Origin of the sequence: Streptomyces sp. NPDC097619 (assembly GCF_040302735.1) — a bacterium.
Lineage (GTDB): Bacteria > Actinomycetota > Actinomycetes > Streptomycetales > Streptomycetaceae > Streptomyces.
In genome coordinates, this window is the sequence record NZ_JBEOSD010000090.1 from 16,369 (window position 1) to 31,914 (window position 15,546).

A 15,546-nucleotide genomic window follows, 5' to 3' on the forward strand; every position below is an offset into this window, starting at 1 on the left:
GGGCCCGTGCCGCGCAGGGACACCCGCCCCGCGCCGGACACTTCTTCATACGTGCGAAGATTTGGGCCGTGAGCACCGACGACCGCCCCGTGGGCCAGCCGAGCCAGACGTACGATTCCGCCTTCCTGAAGGCGTGCCGCCGCGAGCCCGTACCGCACACGCCGGTCTGGTTCATGCGCCAGGCGGGCCGCTCGCTGCCCGAGTACCGGAAGGTCCGCGAGGGCACCGCCATGCTGGAGTCCTGCATGCGGCCCGACCTGGTCACGGAGATCACCCTGCAGCCGGTGCGCCGGCACAAGGTGGACGCGGCCATCTTCTTCAGCGACATCGTCGTGCCGCTGAAGGCGATCGGCATCGACCTGGACATCAAGCCGGGCGTCGGCCCCGTCGTGGCGAACCCGATCCGCCGCCGCGAGGACCTCGCACAGCTGCGCGACCTCACCCCTGAGGACGTCCCGTACGTCACCGAGGCGATCGGCATGCTCACGGGTGAACTCGGCGCCACCCCGTTGATCGGGTTCGCCGGGGCCCCCTTCACCCTCGCCAGCTACCTGGTCGAGGGCGGCCCCTCCCGCAACCACGAGCACACCAAGGCCATGATGTACGGCGACCCGCAGCTGTGGGCCGACCTCGTGGACCGGCTCGCGGAGATCACCTCGGCCTTCCTGAAGGTGCAGATCGAGGCCGGCGCCTCGGCCGTGCAGCTCTTCGACTCCTGGACCGGCGCCCTGGCCCCGGCCGACTACCGCCGCCAGGTGATGCCGGCCTCGGCCAAGGTCTTCGACTCCGTCGCCTCCTACGGCGTGCCCCGGATCCACTTCGGCGTGGGCACCGGCGAGCTGCTCGGCCTGCTGGGCGAGGCGGGCGCGGACGTGGTCGGCGTGGACTGGCGGGTGCCGCTGGACGAGGCCGCCCGCCGGGTCGGCCCCGGCAAGGCGCTCCAGGGCAACCTGGACCCGGCCGTCCTCTTCTCCACCCCCGAGGCGGTGCGCGCCAAGACCGACGAGGTGCTGGCCGCGGCGGCCGGTCTGGAGGGCCACGTCTTCAACCTCGGCCACGGGGTCCTGCCCACCACGGACCCGGACGCGCTGACCCGCCTGGTCGAGCACGTCCACACCGCCACCGCCCGCTGAGGCGGGACGGCGCGCGAGCACCCGGGCGCCGGGTCCGGATCCCCCGCGGGGGATCCGGACCCGGCGCTTTCGCGTACCCGGGCGGAACCGGCCCGGAGTGTGACCTTCACCGCTGTTCGGGGTGGGGGTGTGCACATTGGTTACCCGCAAGTAGCATGGCGGGGTGAGCGCGCGCTCAGCCCCGGCTCGGGCGCGCGGCCGCGCAGCAGTGCACACCCGCACCCTGGAGGAGAGCCATCGTGCCTCGTACCGTCAGGGACGTCGTCTTCGTCGACGGCGTCCGCACCCCGTTCGGCAAGGCGGGCCCGAAGGGCATCTACCACGAGACCCGCGCCGACGACCTCGTCGTGAAGGCGATCCGGGAGCTGCTGCGCCGCAACCCGGCGCTCGACCCCAAGAAGATCGACGAGGTCGCCATCGCCGCGACCACGCAGATCGGCGACCAGGGCCTGACCCTGGGCCGCACCGCGGGCATCCTGGCCGGGCTCCCCCAGTCCGTCCCGGGCTACTCCATCGACCGCATGTGTGCCGGCGCCCTGACCGCCGTGACCGCCGTCGCGGGCGGCGTGGCCTTCGGTGCCTACGACGTGGCCGTGGCCGGCGGCGTCGAGCACATGGGCCGCCACCCCATGGGCGAGGGCGTCGACCCGAACCCGCGCTTCGTCTCCGAGAAGCTGGTCGACGAGTCCGCCCTCTTCATGGGCATGACCGCCGAGAACCTGCACGACCGGTACCCGACGATCACCAAGCTCCGCGCCGACGAGTACGCCGTGCGTTCGCAGGAGAAGGCCGCCAAGGCGTACGCCGACGGCAAGATCCAGCAGGACCTGGTGCCGATCTCGGTGCGCAACACGAACGAGGCCGTGGGCGAGACGGGCTGGGGCCTGGTCACCACCGACGAGCCCATGCGCCCGGGCACCACCCTGGAGAACCTGGCCGGTCTGAAGACCCCCTTCCGCGTGCACGGCCGGGTCACCGCGGGCAACGCGGCCGGCCTCAACGACGGCGCCACCGCCTCGCTGATCGCCTCCGAGGACTTCGCCCGCGAGAACGGCCTGCCGGTCAAGATGCGCCTGGTCTCCTACGCCTTCGCCGGCGTGGAGCCCGAGGTCATGGGCTACGGCCCGATCCCGGCCACCGAGAAGGCGCTGGCCCAGGCCGGCCTGTCGATCTCCGACATCGGCCTCTTCGAGATCAACGAGGCCTTCGCCGTGCAGGTGCTGGCCTTCCTGGAGCACTACGGCATCGCCGACGACGACGCCCGCGTGAACCAGTACGGCGGCGCCATCGCCTTCGGCCACCCGCTCGCCTCCTCCGGCGTCCGCCTGATGACGCAGCTGGCCCGCCAGTTCGAGGAGCAGCCCGAGGTCCGCTACGGCCTCACCACGATGTGCGTCGGCTTCGGCATGGGCGCCACCGTGATCTGGGAGAACCCGCACCACAAGGACGCCGGAGGCGACAAGTGAGCACCACCGCTGAGCTCCTGAAGGGCGCTGCCGAGCTGTTCCCGGACGAGGTCGTCACCCAGGCGCACGTCCGCCACCTCGACCTCCCGTACGGCGCCGGGCGCTTCGCGCTCATCACGCTGGACAACGGCTTCGACCACACCAAGCCGACCACCTTCGGTCCGCAGTCGCTGGCGAACCTGAACGCCGCCGTCGACCAGGTCGAGAAGGAGGCCGCCGAGGGCGCGATCACCGGCGTCGGCCTGACCGGCAAGCCGTTCATCTTCGCCGTCGGCGCCGACCTCAAGGGCGTCGAGCTGCTGAAGGCCCACGAGGAGGCCCTGGCCATCGGCAAGGGCGGCCACGACGTCTTCAAGCGGCTGGCGGGCCTCGCGGTCCCGACCTTCGCCTACTACAACGGCGCGGCCATGGGCGGCGGCGTCGAGGTCGGCCTGCACTGCACCTACCGCACCGTCTCGAAGGCCATCCCGGCCTTCTCCCTGCCCGAGGTCTTCCTCGGCCTGGTGCCCGGCTGGGGCGGCTGCGCCCTGCTGCCGAACCTGATCGGCGCCGAGCGCGCGGTCTCGGTGATCATCGAGAACTCGCTCAACCAGAACCGCCAGCTCAAGGGCAAGCAGGTCTTCGAGCTCGGGATCGCCGACGCGATCTTCGAGGGCGCGGACTTCCTGGAGCAGTCCCTGCTGTGGACCGCCCGGGTGCTGACCGGCGCCACCGAGGTCGTCCGTCCGGAGATCGACCGCGGCGAGGCCTGGGACGCGGCCGTCGCCAAGGGCCGTGCCGTGGCCGACTCCAAGGTGCACGGCGCCGCCCCGGCCGCCTACCGCGCGCTGGACATCATCGCCGCGGCCAAGGACGGGGACCTCCAGAAGGGCTTCGACGCCGAGGACGCGGCCCTGGCCGACCTCATCATGGGCGGCGAGCTCCGCTCGGGCATCTACGCCTTCAACCTGGTCCAGAAGCGCGGCAAGCGCCCCGCGGGCGCCCCGGACAAGAGCCTGGCCCGCCCGGTCACCAAGGTGGGCGTGGTCGGCGCCGGCCTGATGGCCTCGCAGCTGGCGCTGCTCTTCCTGCGCCGCCTGGAGGTGCCGGTGGTCCTCACCGACATCGACCAGGAGCGCGTGGACAAGGGCGTGGGCTACGTCCACGCCGAGATCGAGAAGCTGCTCGGCAAGGGCCGCGTCAACCAGGACAAGGCCAACCGCCTCAAGGCCCTGGTGACCGGCGTCCTGGACAAGGCCGAGGGCTTCGCGGACGCGGACTTCATCATCGAGGCCGTGTTCGAGGAGATGTCCGTCAAGCAGAAGGTGTTCGCGGAGGTCGAGGCGGTCGCCCCGGCGCACGCGATCCTCGCCACCAACACCTCCTCGCTGTCGGTGTCGGAGATGGCCTCGAAGCTCCGCAACCCCGAGCGCGTGGTCGGCTTCCACTTCTTCAACCCGGTCGCGATCCTGCCGCTGCTGGAGATCGTCCGCGGCGAGCGGACCGACGAGGCCTCCCTGGCCACCGCCTTCGGCGTGGCCAAGAAGCTGAAGAAGACCGCGGTCCTGACCAAGGACGCCCCGGCGTTCGTGGTGAACCGCATCCTGACCCGCTTCATGGGCGAGATCCAGAACGTCATCGACGAGGGCACCCCGGTGGCCACGGCGGAGAAGGCCATCGAGCCGCTCGGCCTGCCGATGTCCCCGCTGGTGCTGCTGGAGCTCGTGGGCCCGGCCATCGGCCTGCACGTCTCCGAGACCCTGAACCGCGCCTTCCCGGAGCGCTTCACCGTCTCCCCCAACCTGAAGGCCGTCGTCGGGGCCGGCAAGCGCGGCTTCTACGTCTACAAGCCGGAGAACGGCTTCAAGCCGGAGCTGGACCCCGAGGTCGCCGCCCTCCTGGTGCAGGGCGACTCCGTCCTGACCGAGGAGCAGGTCCGGGCCCGCGTCCTGGACGCGGTGGCCCAGGAGATCGGCCTGATGCTGGAGGAGGGTGTCGTGGCCGAGGCCCAGGACATCGACCTCTGCCTCATCACCGGTGCGGGCTGGCCCTTCCACCTGGGCGGGATCACCCCGTACCTGGACCGCGAGGGCGTCTCCGAGCGCGTCAACGGCAAGCGCTTCCTGGCGCCGGGCCTGGCGAGCGTCCCGGTCTGACCCGACCCCCGCCCCGGCGCACCTGACCGGCGCCCGTCCCCGTTCCCGGGGGCGGGCGCCGGTCATTTCGGGGCGGATGACAGAATGCCGGGCATGGAATCCCGCACCACCGAAGCCGGTCGCCCGGCCCGTCCGACCCGCCGCTCCCTGCTCGTCGCCGGCGGTGGCGCGGTCCTCGCGGCATTCACCGGCGCGGGATATCTCGCGGGAAAGGCCCAGTATCAGGAATCCGAAGACGAAAAGGATTTCGGATCCATGGCCGGGGAATTCGACATAGCCCACGGCGAACAATTCCTGCCGCCCACCTCGCTGCAGAACAAAACCGGTCCGCAGTCGTTCGCCTTCGACGACCAGAATCGTTTCCTCTACACCCTTCAAATCGTCCAGGGCGGAATCGAGCTGCCCGGCGAGGACGAGGTGGCGAGCACCGCCGAACGCCGCAAGGCGGGCGACATGTGCGTGACCCGCCTCGACTATTCCGGCAAGAACCGCGGGCACATGTACCTGAGCGGTTTCGGCCACGGGATCTCCTTCGGCGTGGAGCCCGGAAAGCGCCGCACCCACCTCTGGGTGGAGGGCGAGGCCGACGAGAAGAGCGGTTACGGACGGACCGTGACCCGGGTGCCCTTCGAGGACGGGGCGGTGCTCTACAGCTCCGACCCCGACATCGAGCACCAGGAGCCGCTGCCGGGGGCCGCGGTCACCCATCCCGCCCTCGACCTGGAGCGGGAGCGGGTCCTGCTCAGCTTCAAGGAGGGCGACGAACACCGGTACGCCGTCTACCAGATGGAGAAGTTCCGCAAGGGCTCCCACGGGCCCCTGTACGAGCTCGCGGACGTCTGGCAGCGCCAGGGGGAGTTCTTCCAGGGCTGTGCGCTGTACGGCGACTACGTCTATCAGCTGACCGGAAGCCCGTACACGGACGACGAGGGCGAGAACCCGCCGTCGGGCGGGGGCAACACCTACGTGGCGGCCATCGACCTGCGCACCGGCCGGCCCGCGGGCCGGCAGAAGGTGACGGTGGCCCCGGACCTGGACTTCCGGGAGCCGGAGGGCATCGCGATCTCGGTCTCGGACGGGAAGCCCTCGCTGTGCGTCGGCTTCTCCGTGAAGTCCAAAGACCGCCGCAAGCTCGCTGTGTATCGCTTCACACCGCCGGCGGCCCGGAGCTGACAGGAACGCGGAAAAAGTTCCGCACAGCGTGTCGGAGCGCACACGGAGCGTGACATTTCGTTAAGTCCGCATCACGGCGGGGTCAGGCGCCGATTACCAGAAGCGACGGTGTTTGCCGACCGTTTCACTGCGTACTATTCGGCGGTACGGCACCGGCTACTTTGATGCCTATACTACTGCGGCACTTAACAAGATCCTTACAGCCGGGAGGCCACGCCGCATGGGCAGGCAAAGCCGTCAGGCAGCGCTGGGCGTTCTCATCAGCGTCGCCCTGGTGTTGAGCTTCCTCGGCATGATGGCGGGGGTGGCGATGGCCTCCCTGCCCGTGTTCGTGTACTCCGCCGCGGTCAGCTACGCCGCCGACCTGACGCTGCACAGCGCCGAGTCCTCCACGCTGGACCGACTCCGCGACTCGCGGTTCGGCCTCACGATGCGCTTCCTGATCCGGCAGTTCCTGCTGCTGGCCCTGTGCGGCTCCATCGCGGAGCTGGACTCCTTCGTGGCGAAGATGGCCTCCCTGGGCCTGCTGCTGCTGTTCGTGCTCCAGCTGACCTACGGCGCCATCCTCAAGCGGGTCCGCAGCAAGCGCGCGGAGCTGCCGTTCACCACCCGCGGCCTCGACATGGAGCTGCTGGGCATCCGGCGCATGCCGCACCCGTTCCTCATGGACAAGCACGTCCGCAAGATGCTGCACCTGGACGTGCCGCTCGTCGCCGGCGCCCTCGGCACCATCGCCACCGACGACTGGCGCTACGTGACCTTCGGGTCCATCGCCACCGTCTGGGTGGCCTTCGTCGCCGTCCTGGTCCTGCTTCCCGGAGCCTGGAACGCGCTGTTCCTGCCCACCGGCGACGAGGCCCTGGACGAGCTCAACCGGCAGCTGGAGCACTACCGCCCCCAGGTCGCCCTCTACTTCACCTTCGCCGCCATCTCCCGGGACTTCATGTACCAGGTGAACATGTGGCTGGAGGCCCTGGAGGCCCTGGACCTGCGGCCCATCATCGTGCTCCGCGAGCGGGCCACCCTGCGCTACCTCGACGCCACCTCGGTGCCCGTGATCTGCGTGCCCAAGGCCGACAACCTGGCCCGGGTCGAGATGCCCGAGCTGCGCGTCTCCCTCTACCCCGGCAACGCGGGCAAGAACGTGCACATGCTCCAGCGCGCCGAGGTCAAGCACGTCTTCATCGGCCACGGCGACAGCGACAAGCTCGCCAGCTCCAACCGCGTCAGCAAGGTCTTCGACGAGATCTGGGTGGCCGGACGGGCCGGGCGCGACCGCTACGAGCGCATCAAGCACGCCGTCACGCACAACCAGATCGTCGAGGTCGGCCGCCCGCAGCTGATGACCCTCCACTCGTGGACGGGCAAGCCCGCGAACAAGGTGCCCACCGTCGTCTACGCCCCCACCTGGGAGGGCTGGACCGACGACGCCTGCTACACCTCGGTCATCCCGGCCGGCGAGAAGCTGATCCGCACCCTGCTGGACCACCCCCAGCAACTGCGCATCATCTACAAGCCCCACCCGCTGACGGGCACCCGTTCCCCGGTGGCCCTGGCGGCGCACAAGAAGATCATCTCGCTGCTCGAAGAGGACAACGCGAGCCGCTTCGGACGCGACATCGCCGACGACAAGAGCGCGGCCCGCAAGCTCGCCAAGATCGACAAGCGGATCGCCGACCTGTCCGAGCGCGGCGTCCGGTCCAAGTACCCGGACCTCTCGGAGGAGGAGCGGACCGCCCGCATCCGCGGCAGCCGCAACCAGGCCGGCTCCCTGTACTGGGACTCCCTGCCGGACTCCGCCCACCACGTGGTGACCGAGCGCATCCCCGCCCTGTACGACTGCTTCAACCACTCCGATCTGCTGATCGGCGACATGTCGAGCGTGGTGTCGGACTTCGTGGCCACGCGGAAGCCGTACGCCATCTTCAACCTCGAAGGGCTCCCGGACATCGAGTTCCGAAACGAGCAGCGCACCGCCTACGCCTCGTACCTGCTCGACTCCGAGTGCAACGGACTCGACGCGGCGATCGACGCGATGCTCTTCCCCGAGAACGACGTGATGGCCACCTACCGCGAGCAGCTCAAGGAATACCTGCTCGGGAAGGATTACCCGCCGTCGACCGTCCGCTTCAACAACGCGGCGAACGACCTCTACCGGCGGGGCCTGAAGGACTTCCCGATCGAGTATCCCGAGCGCCCCGTCCTTCCGGCCTAGCCCTTCCCGTCCGCACCCGTCCGAAACGCGTTTTCCCTCAATATCTCTCAGGAAGCAGGAGACCCTTGTCCCACAGTGCAACCCGACGCCGTACGGTCGCCGTCGTCCTCGCTGGTGGCACCGGTCAGCGCATCGGTCTCGAGATCCCGAAGCAGCTTCTGAAGATCGCCGGAAAGCCGATCCTCGAACACACGCTGCACATCTTCGAGCACGCCCCCGACATCGACGAGGTCATCGTGCTGATGACCCCCGACTACACGGGCGAGGCCGAGAAGATCGTCGCTCGCGCGGGCCTGAAGAAGGTCACCCGGGTCCTCGCCGGCGGCTCCACCCGCAGCGAGACCACCAACATCGCCATCGCCTCCGTCTCGGAGACCCTGGCCGCGGGCGAGGACTGCAACCTCCTCTTCCACGACGCCGTCCGCCCGCTGCTGTCCCAGCGCGTGGTCAAGGAGTGCGTCGAGGCCCTGGAGCGCTACCAGGCCGTGGACGTGGCCATCCCCTCCTCGGACACCGTCATCGTCACCCGCACCCACGGCGACGACGGCGAGTTCATCACCGAGGTCCCGGACCGCTCCCGGCTGCGCCGCGGGCAGACCCCGCAGGGCTTCCGCCTCTCCACCATCCGCCGCGCCTACGAGCTGGCCTGCGGCGACCCGGCCTTCCAGGCCACCGACGACTGCTCCGTGGTCGTGCGCTACCTGCCCGACGTCCCGGTCCACGTGGTCATGGGCGACGAGTACAACATGAAGGTCACCCAGCCCGTCGACGTGTTCATCGCCGACAAGCTGTTCCAGCTGGCCTCCTCCCTCGCCCCCGAAGAGGCCGGCGACGAGTTCTACCGCCAGCAGCTCGAAGGCAAGACCATGCTGATCTTCGGCGGCTCCTACGGCATAGGCGCCGACATCGCGCGGATAGCCGAGGGGTACGGCGCCCGCGTCTTCGCCCTCGGCCGCTCCACCACCGGCACCCACGTGCAGAACCCCGACCACGTGGACGAGGCCTTCGCCACCGCCTACGCGGAGACCGGCCGCGTGGACTTCGTCGTCAACACCGCGGGCATCCTCCGCGTCGGCCGCCTCGCCGAGACCGACAACGACACCATCCGCGAGGCGCTGGAGGTCAACTACCTCGCGCCCGTGAACATCGCCCGCTCGGCGTTCAAGTACCTCAGCGAGACCCAGGGCCAGCTGCTGCTCTTCACCTCCAGCAGCTACACCCGCGGCCGCGCGGACTACAGCCTGTACTCCTCCACCAAGGCCGCCATGGTCAACCTGACCCAGGCCCTCGCCGACGAGTGGGCGGGCGACCGGGTCCGGGTCAACTGCATCAACCCCGAGCGCACCGCCACCCCGATGCGGACCAAGGCCTTCGGCCAGGAGCCCGAGGGCTCCCTGCTGTCCTCCGAGTCGGTGGCCCGCAGCTCCCTGGACGTCCTGCTCTCGGAGATGACCGGGCACGTCATCGACGTCCGCCAGCAGGACCCCACCGCCCCCGCCCAGCGCTCCGGCTTCGAGGCCGCCCTGGCCTCCGTGCTCAGCCGGTCCTCGGAGGACTAGATGAGCCAGCCAGCAGGTCAGCCCGGACAGCGGCGGCGGATCTTCGTCGCCAGCGGCTCCAACGCGGTCACCCGGCCCTACAGCTTCGTGCCGATGGCCGGGTGGGTGCAGGCCATGCCCCTCTTCCTCACCGACGAGGTCGAGGTGGTCAACTGCGCCCGCGCGCGGGCCAGCTCCAAGAGCTTCCGGGAGCGCGGACGCCTCCAGTGGATCCTGGAGAACATCTCCCCCGGCGACTACCTGCTGTTCGGCTTCGGCCAGAACGACGTGAAGCCGGACCCCGGCCTGCACACCAAGCCGTTCTCCACCTTCCTGGAGCACATGTCGGCCTACGTGCACGGCACCCGCAAGGCCGGCGGCCACCCGGTGATCATGCTGCCCTACGAGCGGCGCCGCATCGACCGGCACGGCAACGTCTCCCGCTTCCTCGGCGACTACCCGCTGGCCGCCCAGCAGCTCGCCGAGGACGAGCACGTCCCGGTCGTGGACCTGTACCGACAGAGCCTCCAGTGGTGGGAGGAGCTCGGCCCGGAGAACTCCAAGCCGGTCTTCGTCTACCTGCGCCCCGGCGAGCCCCTCCAGGCCAACGTGCAGGACGCGGACAACGTCCACCTGCGCGCCGAGGGCGCCGTGGAGGTGGCCCGGTTCACCGTCCGCTCCATGCTGGAGCAGGGCATCATCCCCGCCCACTGGGGCAGGGACCTCGACCGCCGCCGCTTCGACTACAGCGAGATGGGCTGGCTGGACGAGGAGACCTTCCGGCTGCGCACCAAGTCCCGCGTTTCCCAGTACCCCGGCGCCTGAGGAGTCCGGCACGTGAACCACCTGCTGTGCCGGGGCCGGATCCTCGGCGAGAACCCGGCCCTGGGCCTCGTGTACGCCGGGCTGTACAGCTCCGCGGACCCCTTCCGCGGGGTCATGCCCGGCGAGACCCTCCAGCTCGGCCTGTCCGTGGCCCCCGGCGAGGGAGCCTCCCGCGGCTACGCCTACCTGCCGGAGGCCCCGCTGCTCGGCGCCGCCGAGATCGAGGCCGTCCAGGGCATGGAGTACTTCCGCGAGCAGCGCTGGTTCCGGGTCCGCGCCGACGGCGGGGGCAACGCCACCGGCGTGGTCCAGCTCCGCGTCAAGGACCCCGCCACCGCCCGGCGGATCCGCCCGCAGATCCTCGTCGGCATGCCCGACGCGAGCGGCCGCAAGACCCTGCGCACCGCCAAGCTGAGCGACGAGGCCCTGGTGGTGCGGCGACTGCGCGCCCCCGGCCTGCGGATCGCCGCCGAGCCCGGCCAGACCGGCTCGGTGAACCTGCTGGCCGGAGTACCGGCCGGATGCACCGCCGTCTCGGTCTCCAAGCCGGAGAACGGCAAGGCGGACCTGGCCTACGACGGCTGGGTGACCTACGCGCCCGCGCGCGGGTTCACCGGCTACGACCGGTTCCGCTACACCGTGGCCACGCCCGACGGAGGCAAGCTGTCCTCGCACGTCAACGTGCTGGTCGGGCCGGGCTACCACGCGCCGGGGGTGTTCCCCGAGCACAGGACGAGCACGCAGTTCCGCCGCTGGCAGTGGCCGGAGTTCACCGGGGAGATGCCGTGGCCCCCGGAAGCCCAGGCCGCGCGGAACCGATGAGGGGCAACCGAAGATGAGCACGGGATGGGTCCGCCCCGCGGACATCAAGGACGTGACGGTCGTCGTCCGCGTCTGCAATCAGGCCGCGGTCGTGGACGCCTGCCTGGCCTCGCTGGCCGCGCAGACCCTCGGCACCGAACGGCTGGAGGTCATCGCCGTCGACGACGGCTCGACCGACGACAGCGGGGCCCTGCTGGCGCGCGCCGCCCACCAGTACCCGAGCTGGCTACGGGTGGGCCAGGTGCCGCGGGGCCTGAGCCCGGCGGCCGCCCGGAACTGGGGCCTGAGCCAGGCCGCCGGCCGCTACGTGATGTTCCTGGAGGGCGTGGACCGGCTGGCGCCGGGCGCCCTGGAGGCCATGGTGGCCTCCGGCGACCGCAACGAGTCCGACGTGGTCCTGGGCAAGCTGGAGAGCTCCGGCCGGCACGCCGTGGCCACGTCCATGTTCCGTCGCACCCAGACGCACCTGGACCTGTACACCTCGAAGGCGTACTGGTCGCTGACCCCGGACAAGCTGTTCCGCACCTCGATGGTGCAGCGCCGCGGGCTGGCCTTCCCCAACGACATGACCATCGGCGACGACCAGGCCTTCACCGCCGCCGCCTACATCGGCGCCGACAACATCTCGGTCGTCGGCGACGCCACCTGCGTGATCAAGGGACCGGGCCAGGGCGCCCGGGTCTCCCTGACCGAGCGGGTCGGGCTCGTGCGCCGGCTGCTGGCTCTGGTCGACTCCCTGGTCCCGCCGGGCCCGCAGCGGGACAAGCTGTACTCCCGGCACTTGGAGGTGGAGCTGGGCAAGGCCACGGCCGCCGCCCTGCTGAACCCCACCGACCCGGTGGACCGGGAGCAGACCCTGTGGGCGGCCTCAGAGCTGCTGCGCGCCCAGGCGTCCCCGGGGGCGCTGACCCTGCTGCCGCGGATGATCGCGGTGCGCTTCGCGCTGCTGGCCGCGGGCAAGTTCGCGGAGGCCGAGCGGATCGCCGCCTTCGAGGTGGACAAGGAGCGGCCGGCCGTCCGCAAGACGGTGGAGAACGGGCGGGTGTACACGCAGCTGCCGTTCTTCCGGGACGCGGCCGTCGGACTGCCGGACGAACTGTTCGACATCACCGACGACATGACGGTCAGTCACGAACTGCAGAGCATGAAGTGGAACGGCTCGCTGCTGCTGTTGGACGGGTACGCCTTCTACGAGCAGCTGTCCACCAAGGAGCGCGCCACCCGGGTGGTGCTGCGGCAGCGCGGCACCGGGGTGGAGGAGACCTTCTCGGTGACGGCCCGCCGCGACGACAACCTCACCAACGCCAAGGGCAACACCCGGGCGATGGGCCGGTTCTCCTCGCGGATCAACCTCTCGCAGACCTCCAGCGGGTGGCCGGTGCCCACGGGCATCTGGGACCTGTACCTGAAGGTCAGCTTCGAGGGCGTGGTCCAGGAGGTCCGGCTGGGCCCGAAGCGGTCGGCGGAGCTGGACACGATGGCGCGGCTGCCGGTGGGCATCGCGCCCTCCCCCACGATGCAGGGCATGGAGCTGGTGGCCACCCCGCACTACACGCCCTCGGGCGGGCTGAGCATCGAGGTGTCCCAGCGGATCCCGCTGCCGGTGTACGAAGCGTAGGAGCAGCGGGTACGAGCGTGGGGAGCCCGGCGGGCGGCGGGACCGGTGACGGTCCGCCCCGCCGGGCTCCCGCGCGTGCGGGGCCCGGCACGGGGCCGCGGGGGCGGTCAGGCGATCGGCTGCCAGCCGCCGAAGGCGAGGCCGTCGCCGCCCGGGTCCTGCCGGGCCACGGAGGGGACGCCACGGGCGTCCAGGGCGGCCACCACGATGCGTCCGGAGCCGTCGACGGCCACCTGCGGGGCGCGCAGGTCCCGGCCGCCCAGGGAGGCCCACCAGGCGCCGTAGCCCTCGTTCTCGGTGACGTAGGCGGTCAGCTCGATGTCGCCCTGGGCCCCGCTCTGGGCGAGGACGGTGCAGTCGTAGCCGCCGATCATCGCGCGGCCCGCGCCGGGGGCGCCGCGGCCGCCCGCCCCGCCGAGGCCCATCAGGCCGCCCTGCACCTCGCGGTGCGGGGCCCGCCAGGCCACCAGGGAGCCGTCGCCGGGGTAGCGCCAGAAGTAGGTGGCCCGGCCGCGGCCGGTCTCGCAGACGGTGGCGCTGCCGGGGACGAGGGGGGTGCCGATGCGCTCGGTGAGGGCGAAGCGGCCCTGTCCGGCACCGGCCCAGCGTTCGATGCCCGCTCCGCCTTCGGCGAGGAGTTCCAGGGCGCCGCCCGCGGGCATGGCCGCGGTGATCCCGCCGATGACGGGTTCGGGGCTGATGTGCTTCCAACCGCCCCACCCGCCGTTGGGGTTGCGGCTGCGGCGGACGATGCCGCCCAGGCGGAGGGAGACGAGCACGTGCACGGAGCCGGAGCGGCGGTTGACGACGATGCGGGGCGGGCCGGTGAGGGAGTCGCCGGTGGGGCCGCCGCGGACGCCGGGGACGCCGAGGGGGTGCCAGTCGGTGAGGGCGCGGCGGCTCTGGAACTGGGTGGCGAAGGCCACTTCGGGGGCACCTTCGGGGCTCCGGCGCAGGGCGATGAAGTGGACGTAGCCCTCGGGACTGCGGGCCATGTCCACCGGTCCCGTGCCCCCGGGTATCTCCACCGTGTCGGGGCCGGACCAACGGCCCGGGGAGGTCGGGTCCTCGGTCCAGCGGAGCAGGGCGCCGGGCGCGGGCAGGTAGGCGGTCAACAGCCCGTCGCCGCCCGCGAAGAGCCAGGTGCCGGTGGGAAGGGCGGGGCCCCGGCCGTCGGTGCCGTGCGGGGGCCGGTCGGTCCCGTGAGGGGAGACCGCGGACCTGTTGCCGCCTCTGCCTCGGTTCACGCCGCCTGCTGCCTTTCCGCCGGTACCGGTTGATAACTCTTGCGCCGAATGTCCCGTTTGACCCGGTGTCGCATCGGAAGGGTGTACCCGCCCCGACAGACTCCACCCCTCGAAAGTCTGTCTATTATTCACACCATCCTCAGCCAGACGGCCCGGCCGGTTCAGACCGGTCGCCCCGGCTCCCGCACTGCAACCCTAAGCGGTCCCGACGGAAGGGCTCGACGAGCTATGACCAGGCAGACCGGCAGCTCCCGGCGCCGCCCGAAGAGCCGTGCCCGCCGCGCGCTGACCATCGCCCTGCTCTCGCTCGCGATCCTCTTCGTGGGTCTGGCCGGAGCCGGCTGGTGGCTGTACAGCCACCTCAACGGCAACCTGGACAGCGTGGACCTCGACAAGGCCATCGGCGACAACCGTCCGGAGAAGGTCGCCACCGGCGCGCAGAACGTGCTCGTCCTCGGCTCGGACTCGCGCAGCGGGGCCAACGCCGAGCTGGACCACGGCGACGTGGGCGGCACCGCCCGCTCCGACACCGCGATGCTGCTGCACATACCCGAGGGTCGCTCCAAGGCCACCGCGGTGAGCATCCCCCGCGACACCCTGGTGACCCGGCCCGAGTGCCGCAAGGAGGACGGCTCCACGCTGCCCTCCAAGAACCGCGTGATGTTCAACTCCATCTACACCGTGGGCGGTCCGGCCTGCGTGGTGAACACCGTCGAGCAGATGTCGAACATCCGCATCGACCACTTCGTCGAGGTGGACTTCGCCGGCTTCAAGGGCCTGGTGGACGCGCTCGGCGGGGTGACGGTGACCCTGGACGAGCCCATCAACGGCGGCAAGGGCGGTCTCCAGCTGGAGGCCGGCACCCACAAGCTCGACGGCACCGACTCGCTGAAGTTCGTCCGCACCCGCTACGGCTACAAGGACGGCAGCGACCTCGGCCGCATCGGTCTCCAGCAGCAGTTCATGCTGGCCATGCTCACCGAGATCAAGAACCAGAACGCCTTCGGCAACCCGACCCGGCTCTACAAGTTGGCCGACGCCGGCACCAAGTCGCTGACCACCGACTCCGAGCTGGCCTCGCTGACCTCCCTCGCCGACTTCGCCAAGAGCATGAAGGGCGTGGACGCGAACACCATGGAGACGATCATGCTCCCGGTGGCCTACGACAAGGTGGACCCCAACCGCGTGGTCGCCGCCCGTCCGCAGGCCGACCAGCTGTGGGAGGCCCTGCGCAACGACACCAAGGTGCCCGCCTCGGCGAAGAAGTCCCCCGCCACCGGCGGCTGAGCGCCCCGCGCGCACCGCGCGCCGCAGAAGACCGGACCGGGGGGGGGGGGGCCCCCCCGCCCGCGCGGGGCCGGCCCCGCCGCGGCG

The 15,546-nt window shown here is 70.9% G+C and carries 11 protein-coding genes; 10 read left to right on the top strand and 1 reads right to left on the bottom strand.

Annotation, left to right across the window (positions count from 1 at the left end; all coding sequences use genetic code 11):
- Nucleotides 1-68: 68 nt before the first annotated feature.
- From hemE to ABTZ17_RS23175, 9 genes are all read left to right on the top strand, one after another.
- Entirely contained in the window at nt 69-1,133 is a 1,065-nt protein-coding gene (gene hemE, locus ABTZ17_RS23135) for a uroporphyrinogen decarboxylase (RefSeq protein ID WP_352197591.1), read from the top strand.
- A 239-nt stretch (nt 1,134-1,372) separates the two neighbouring features.
- Nucleotides 1,373-2,599 carry a thiolase family protein gene (locus tag ABTZ17_RS23140; RefSeq protein WP_352197592.1) on the top strand — a complete coding sequence of 409 codons (1,227 nt, stop codon included), beginning with the start codon at nt 1,373-1,375 and terminating at the stop codon, nt 2,597-2,599.
- Complete coding sequence (locus tag ABTZ17_RS23145; protein ID WP_352197593.1) at nt 2,596-4,734, top strand: 3-hydroxyacyl-CoA dehydrogenase NAD-binding domain-containing protein; 2,139 nt, start codon at nt 2,596-2,598, stop codon at nt 4,732-4,734. The genes ABTZ17_RS23140 and ABTZ17_RS23145 overlap by 4 nt, the downstream gene beginning before the upstream one ends.
- Nucleotides 4,735-4,827: 93 nt before the next feature.
- Nucleotides 4,828-5,907, top strand: coding sequence for a phage baseplate protein (locus ABTZ17_RS23150; protein WP_352197594.1), 1,080 nt, complete (start codon nt 4,828-4,830; stop codon nt 5,905-5,907).
- Nucleotides 5,908-6,127: 220 nt separating this feature from the next.
- Complete coding sequence (locus tag ABTZ17_RS23155) at nt 6,128-8,122, top strand: hypothetical protein (RefSeq protein WP_352197595.1); 1,995 nt, start codon at nt 6,128-6,130, stop codon at nt 8,120-8,122.
- Between the two features lie 65 nt (nt 8,123-8,187).
- Nucleotides 8,188-9,681, top strand: a complete 1,494-nt coding sequence (locus ABTZ17_RS23160) for a D-ribitol-5-phosphate cytidylyltransferase (RefSeq protein ID WP_352197596.1) — start codon at nt 8,188-8,190, stop codon at nt 9,679-9,681.
- On the top strand, nt 9,682-10,485 hold the full coding sequence (locus tag ABTZ17_RS23165; protein ID WP_352197597.1) for a rhamnogalacturonan acetylesterase: 804 nt from the start codon (nt 9,682-9,684) through the stop codon (nt 10,483-10,485).
- A gap of 12 nt (nt 10,486-10,497) precedes the next feature.
- Nucleotides 10,498-11,307, top strand: coding sequence for an Ig-like domain-containing protein (locus ABTZ17_RS23170; RefSeq protein WP_352197598.1), 810 nt, complete (start codon nt 10,498-10,500; stop codon nt 11,305-11,307).
- Nucleotides 11,308-11,320: 13 nt separating this feature from the next.
- Nucleotides 11,321-12,925 (top strand): glycosyltransferase family 2 protein, encoded by a 1,605-nt coding sequence (locus ABTZ17_RS23175; RefSeq protein WP_352197599.1) that lies wholly within the window; start codon nt 11,321-11,323, stop codon nt 12,923-12,925.
- Between the two features lie 107 nt (nt 12,926-13,032).
- Here ABTZ17_RS23175 and ABTZ17_RS23180 read toward each other — a convergent pair whose 3' ends face one another.
- Nucleotides 13,033-14,172 (bottom strand): hypothetical protein, encoded by a 1,140-nt coding sequence (locus ABTZ17_RS23180; RefSeq protein ID WP_352197600.1) that lies wholly within the window; start codon nt 14,170-14,172, stop codon nt 13,033-13,035.
- 228 nt (nt 14,173-14,400) lie between these two features.
- Between ABTZ17_RS23180 and ABTZ17_RS23185 the strand changes: the two genes are divergently transcribed.
- Nucleotides 14,401-15,459 carry an LCP family protein gene (locus ABTZ17_RS23185; RefSeq protein WP_352197601.1) on the top strand — a complete coding sequence of 353 codons (1,059 nt, stop codon included), beginning with the start codon at nt 14,401-14,403 and terminating at the stop codon, nt 15,457-15,459.
- Nucleotides 15,460-15,546: the final 87 nt, after the last annotated feature.

Excerpts from the sequence above, each read along its gene's own strand:
- ABTZ17_RS23150 (WP_352197594.1), top strand. The coding sequence starts at position 4,828 with ATGGAATCCCGCACCACCGAAGCCGGTCGCCCGGCCCGTCCGACCCGC.
- ABTZ17_RS23155 (WP_352197595.1), top strand. The coding sequence starts at position 6,128 with ATGGGCAGGCAAAGCCGTCAGGCAGCGCTGGGCGTTCTCATCAGCGTC.
- ABTZ17_RS23165 (WP_352197597.1), top strand. The coding sequence starts at position 9,682 with ATGAGCCAGCCAGCAGGTCAGCCCGGACAGCGGCGGCGGATCTTCGTC.
- ABTZ17_RS23175 (WP_352197599.1), top strand. The coding sequence starts at position 11,321 with ATGAGCACGGGATGGGTCCGCCCCGCGGACATCAAGGACGTGACGGTC.
- ABTZ17_RS23185 (WP_352197601.1), top strand. The coding sequence starts at position 14,401 with ATGACCAGGCAGACCGGCAGCTCCCGGCGCCGCCCGAAGAGCCGTGCC.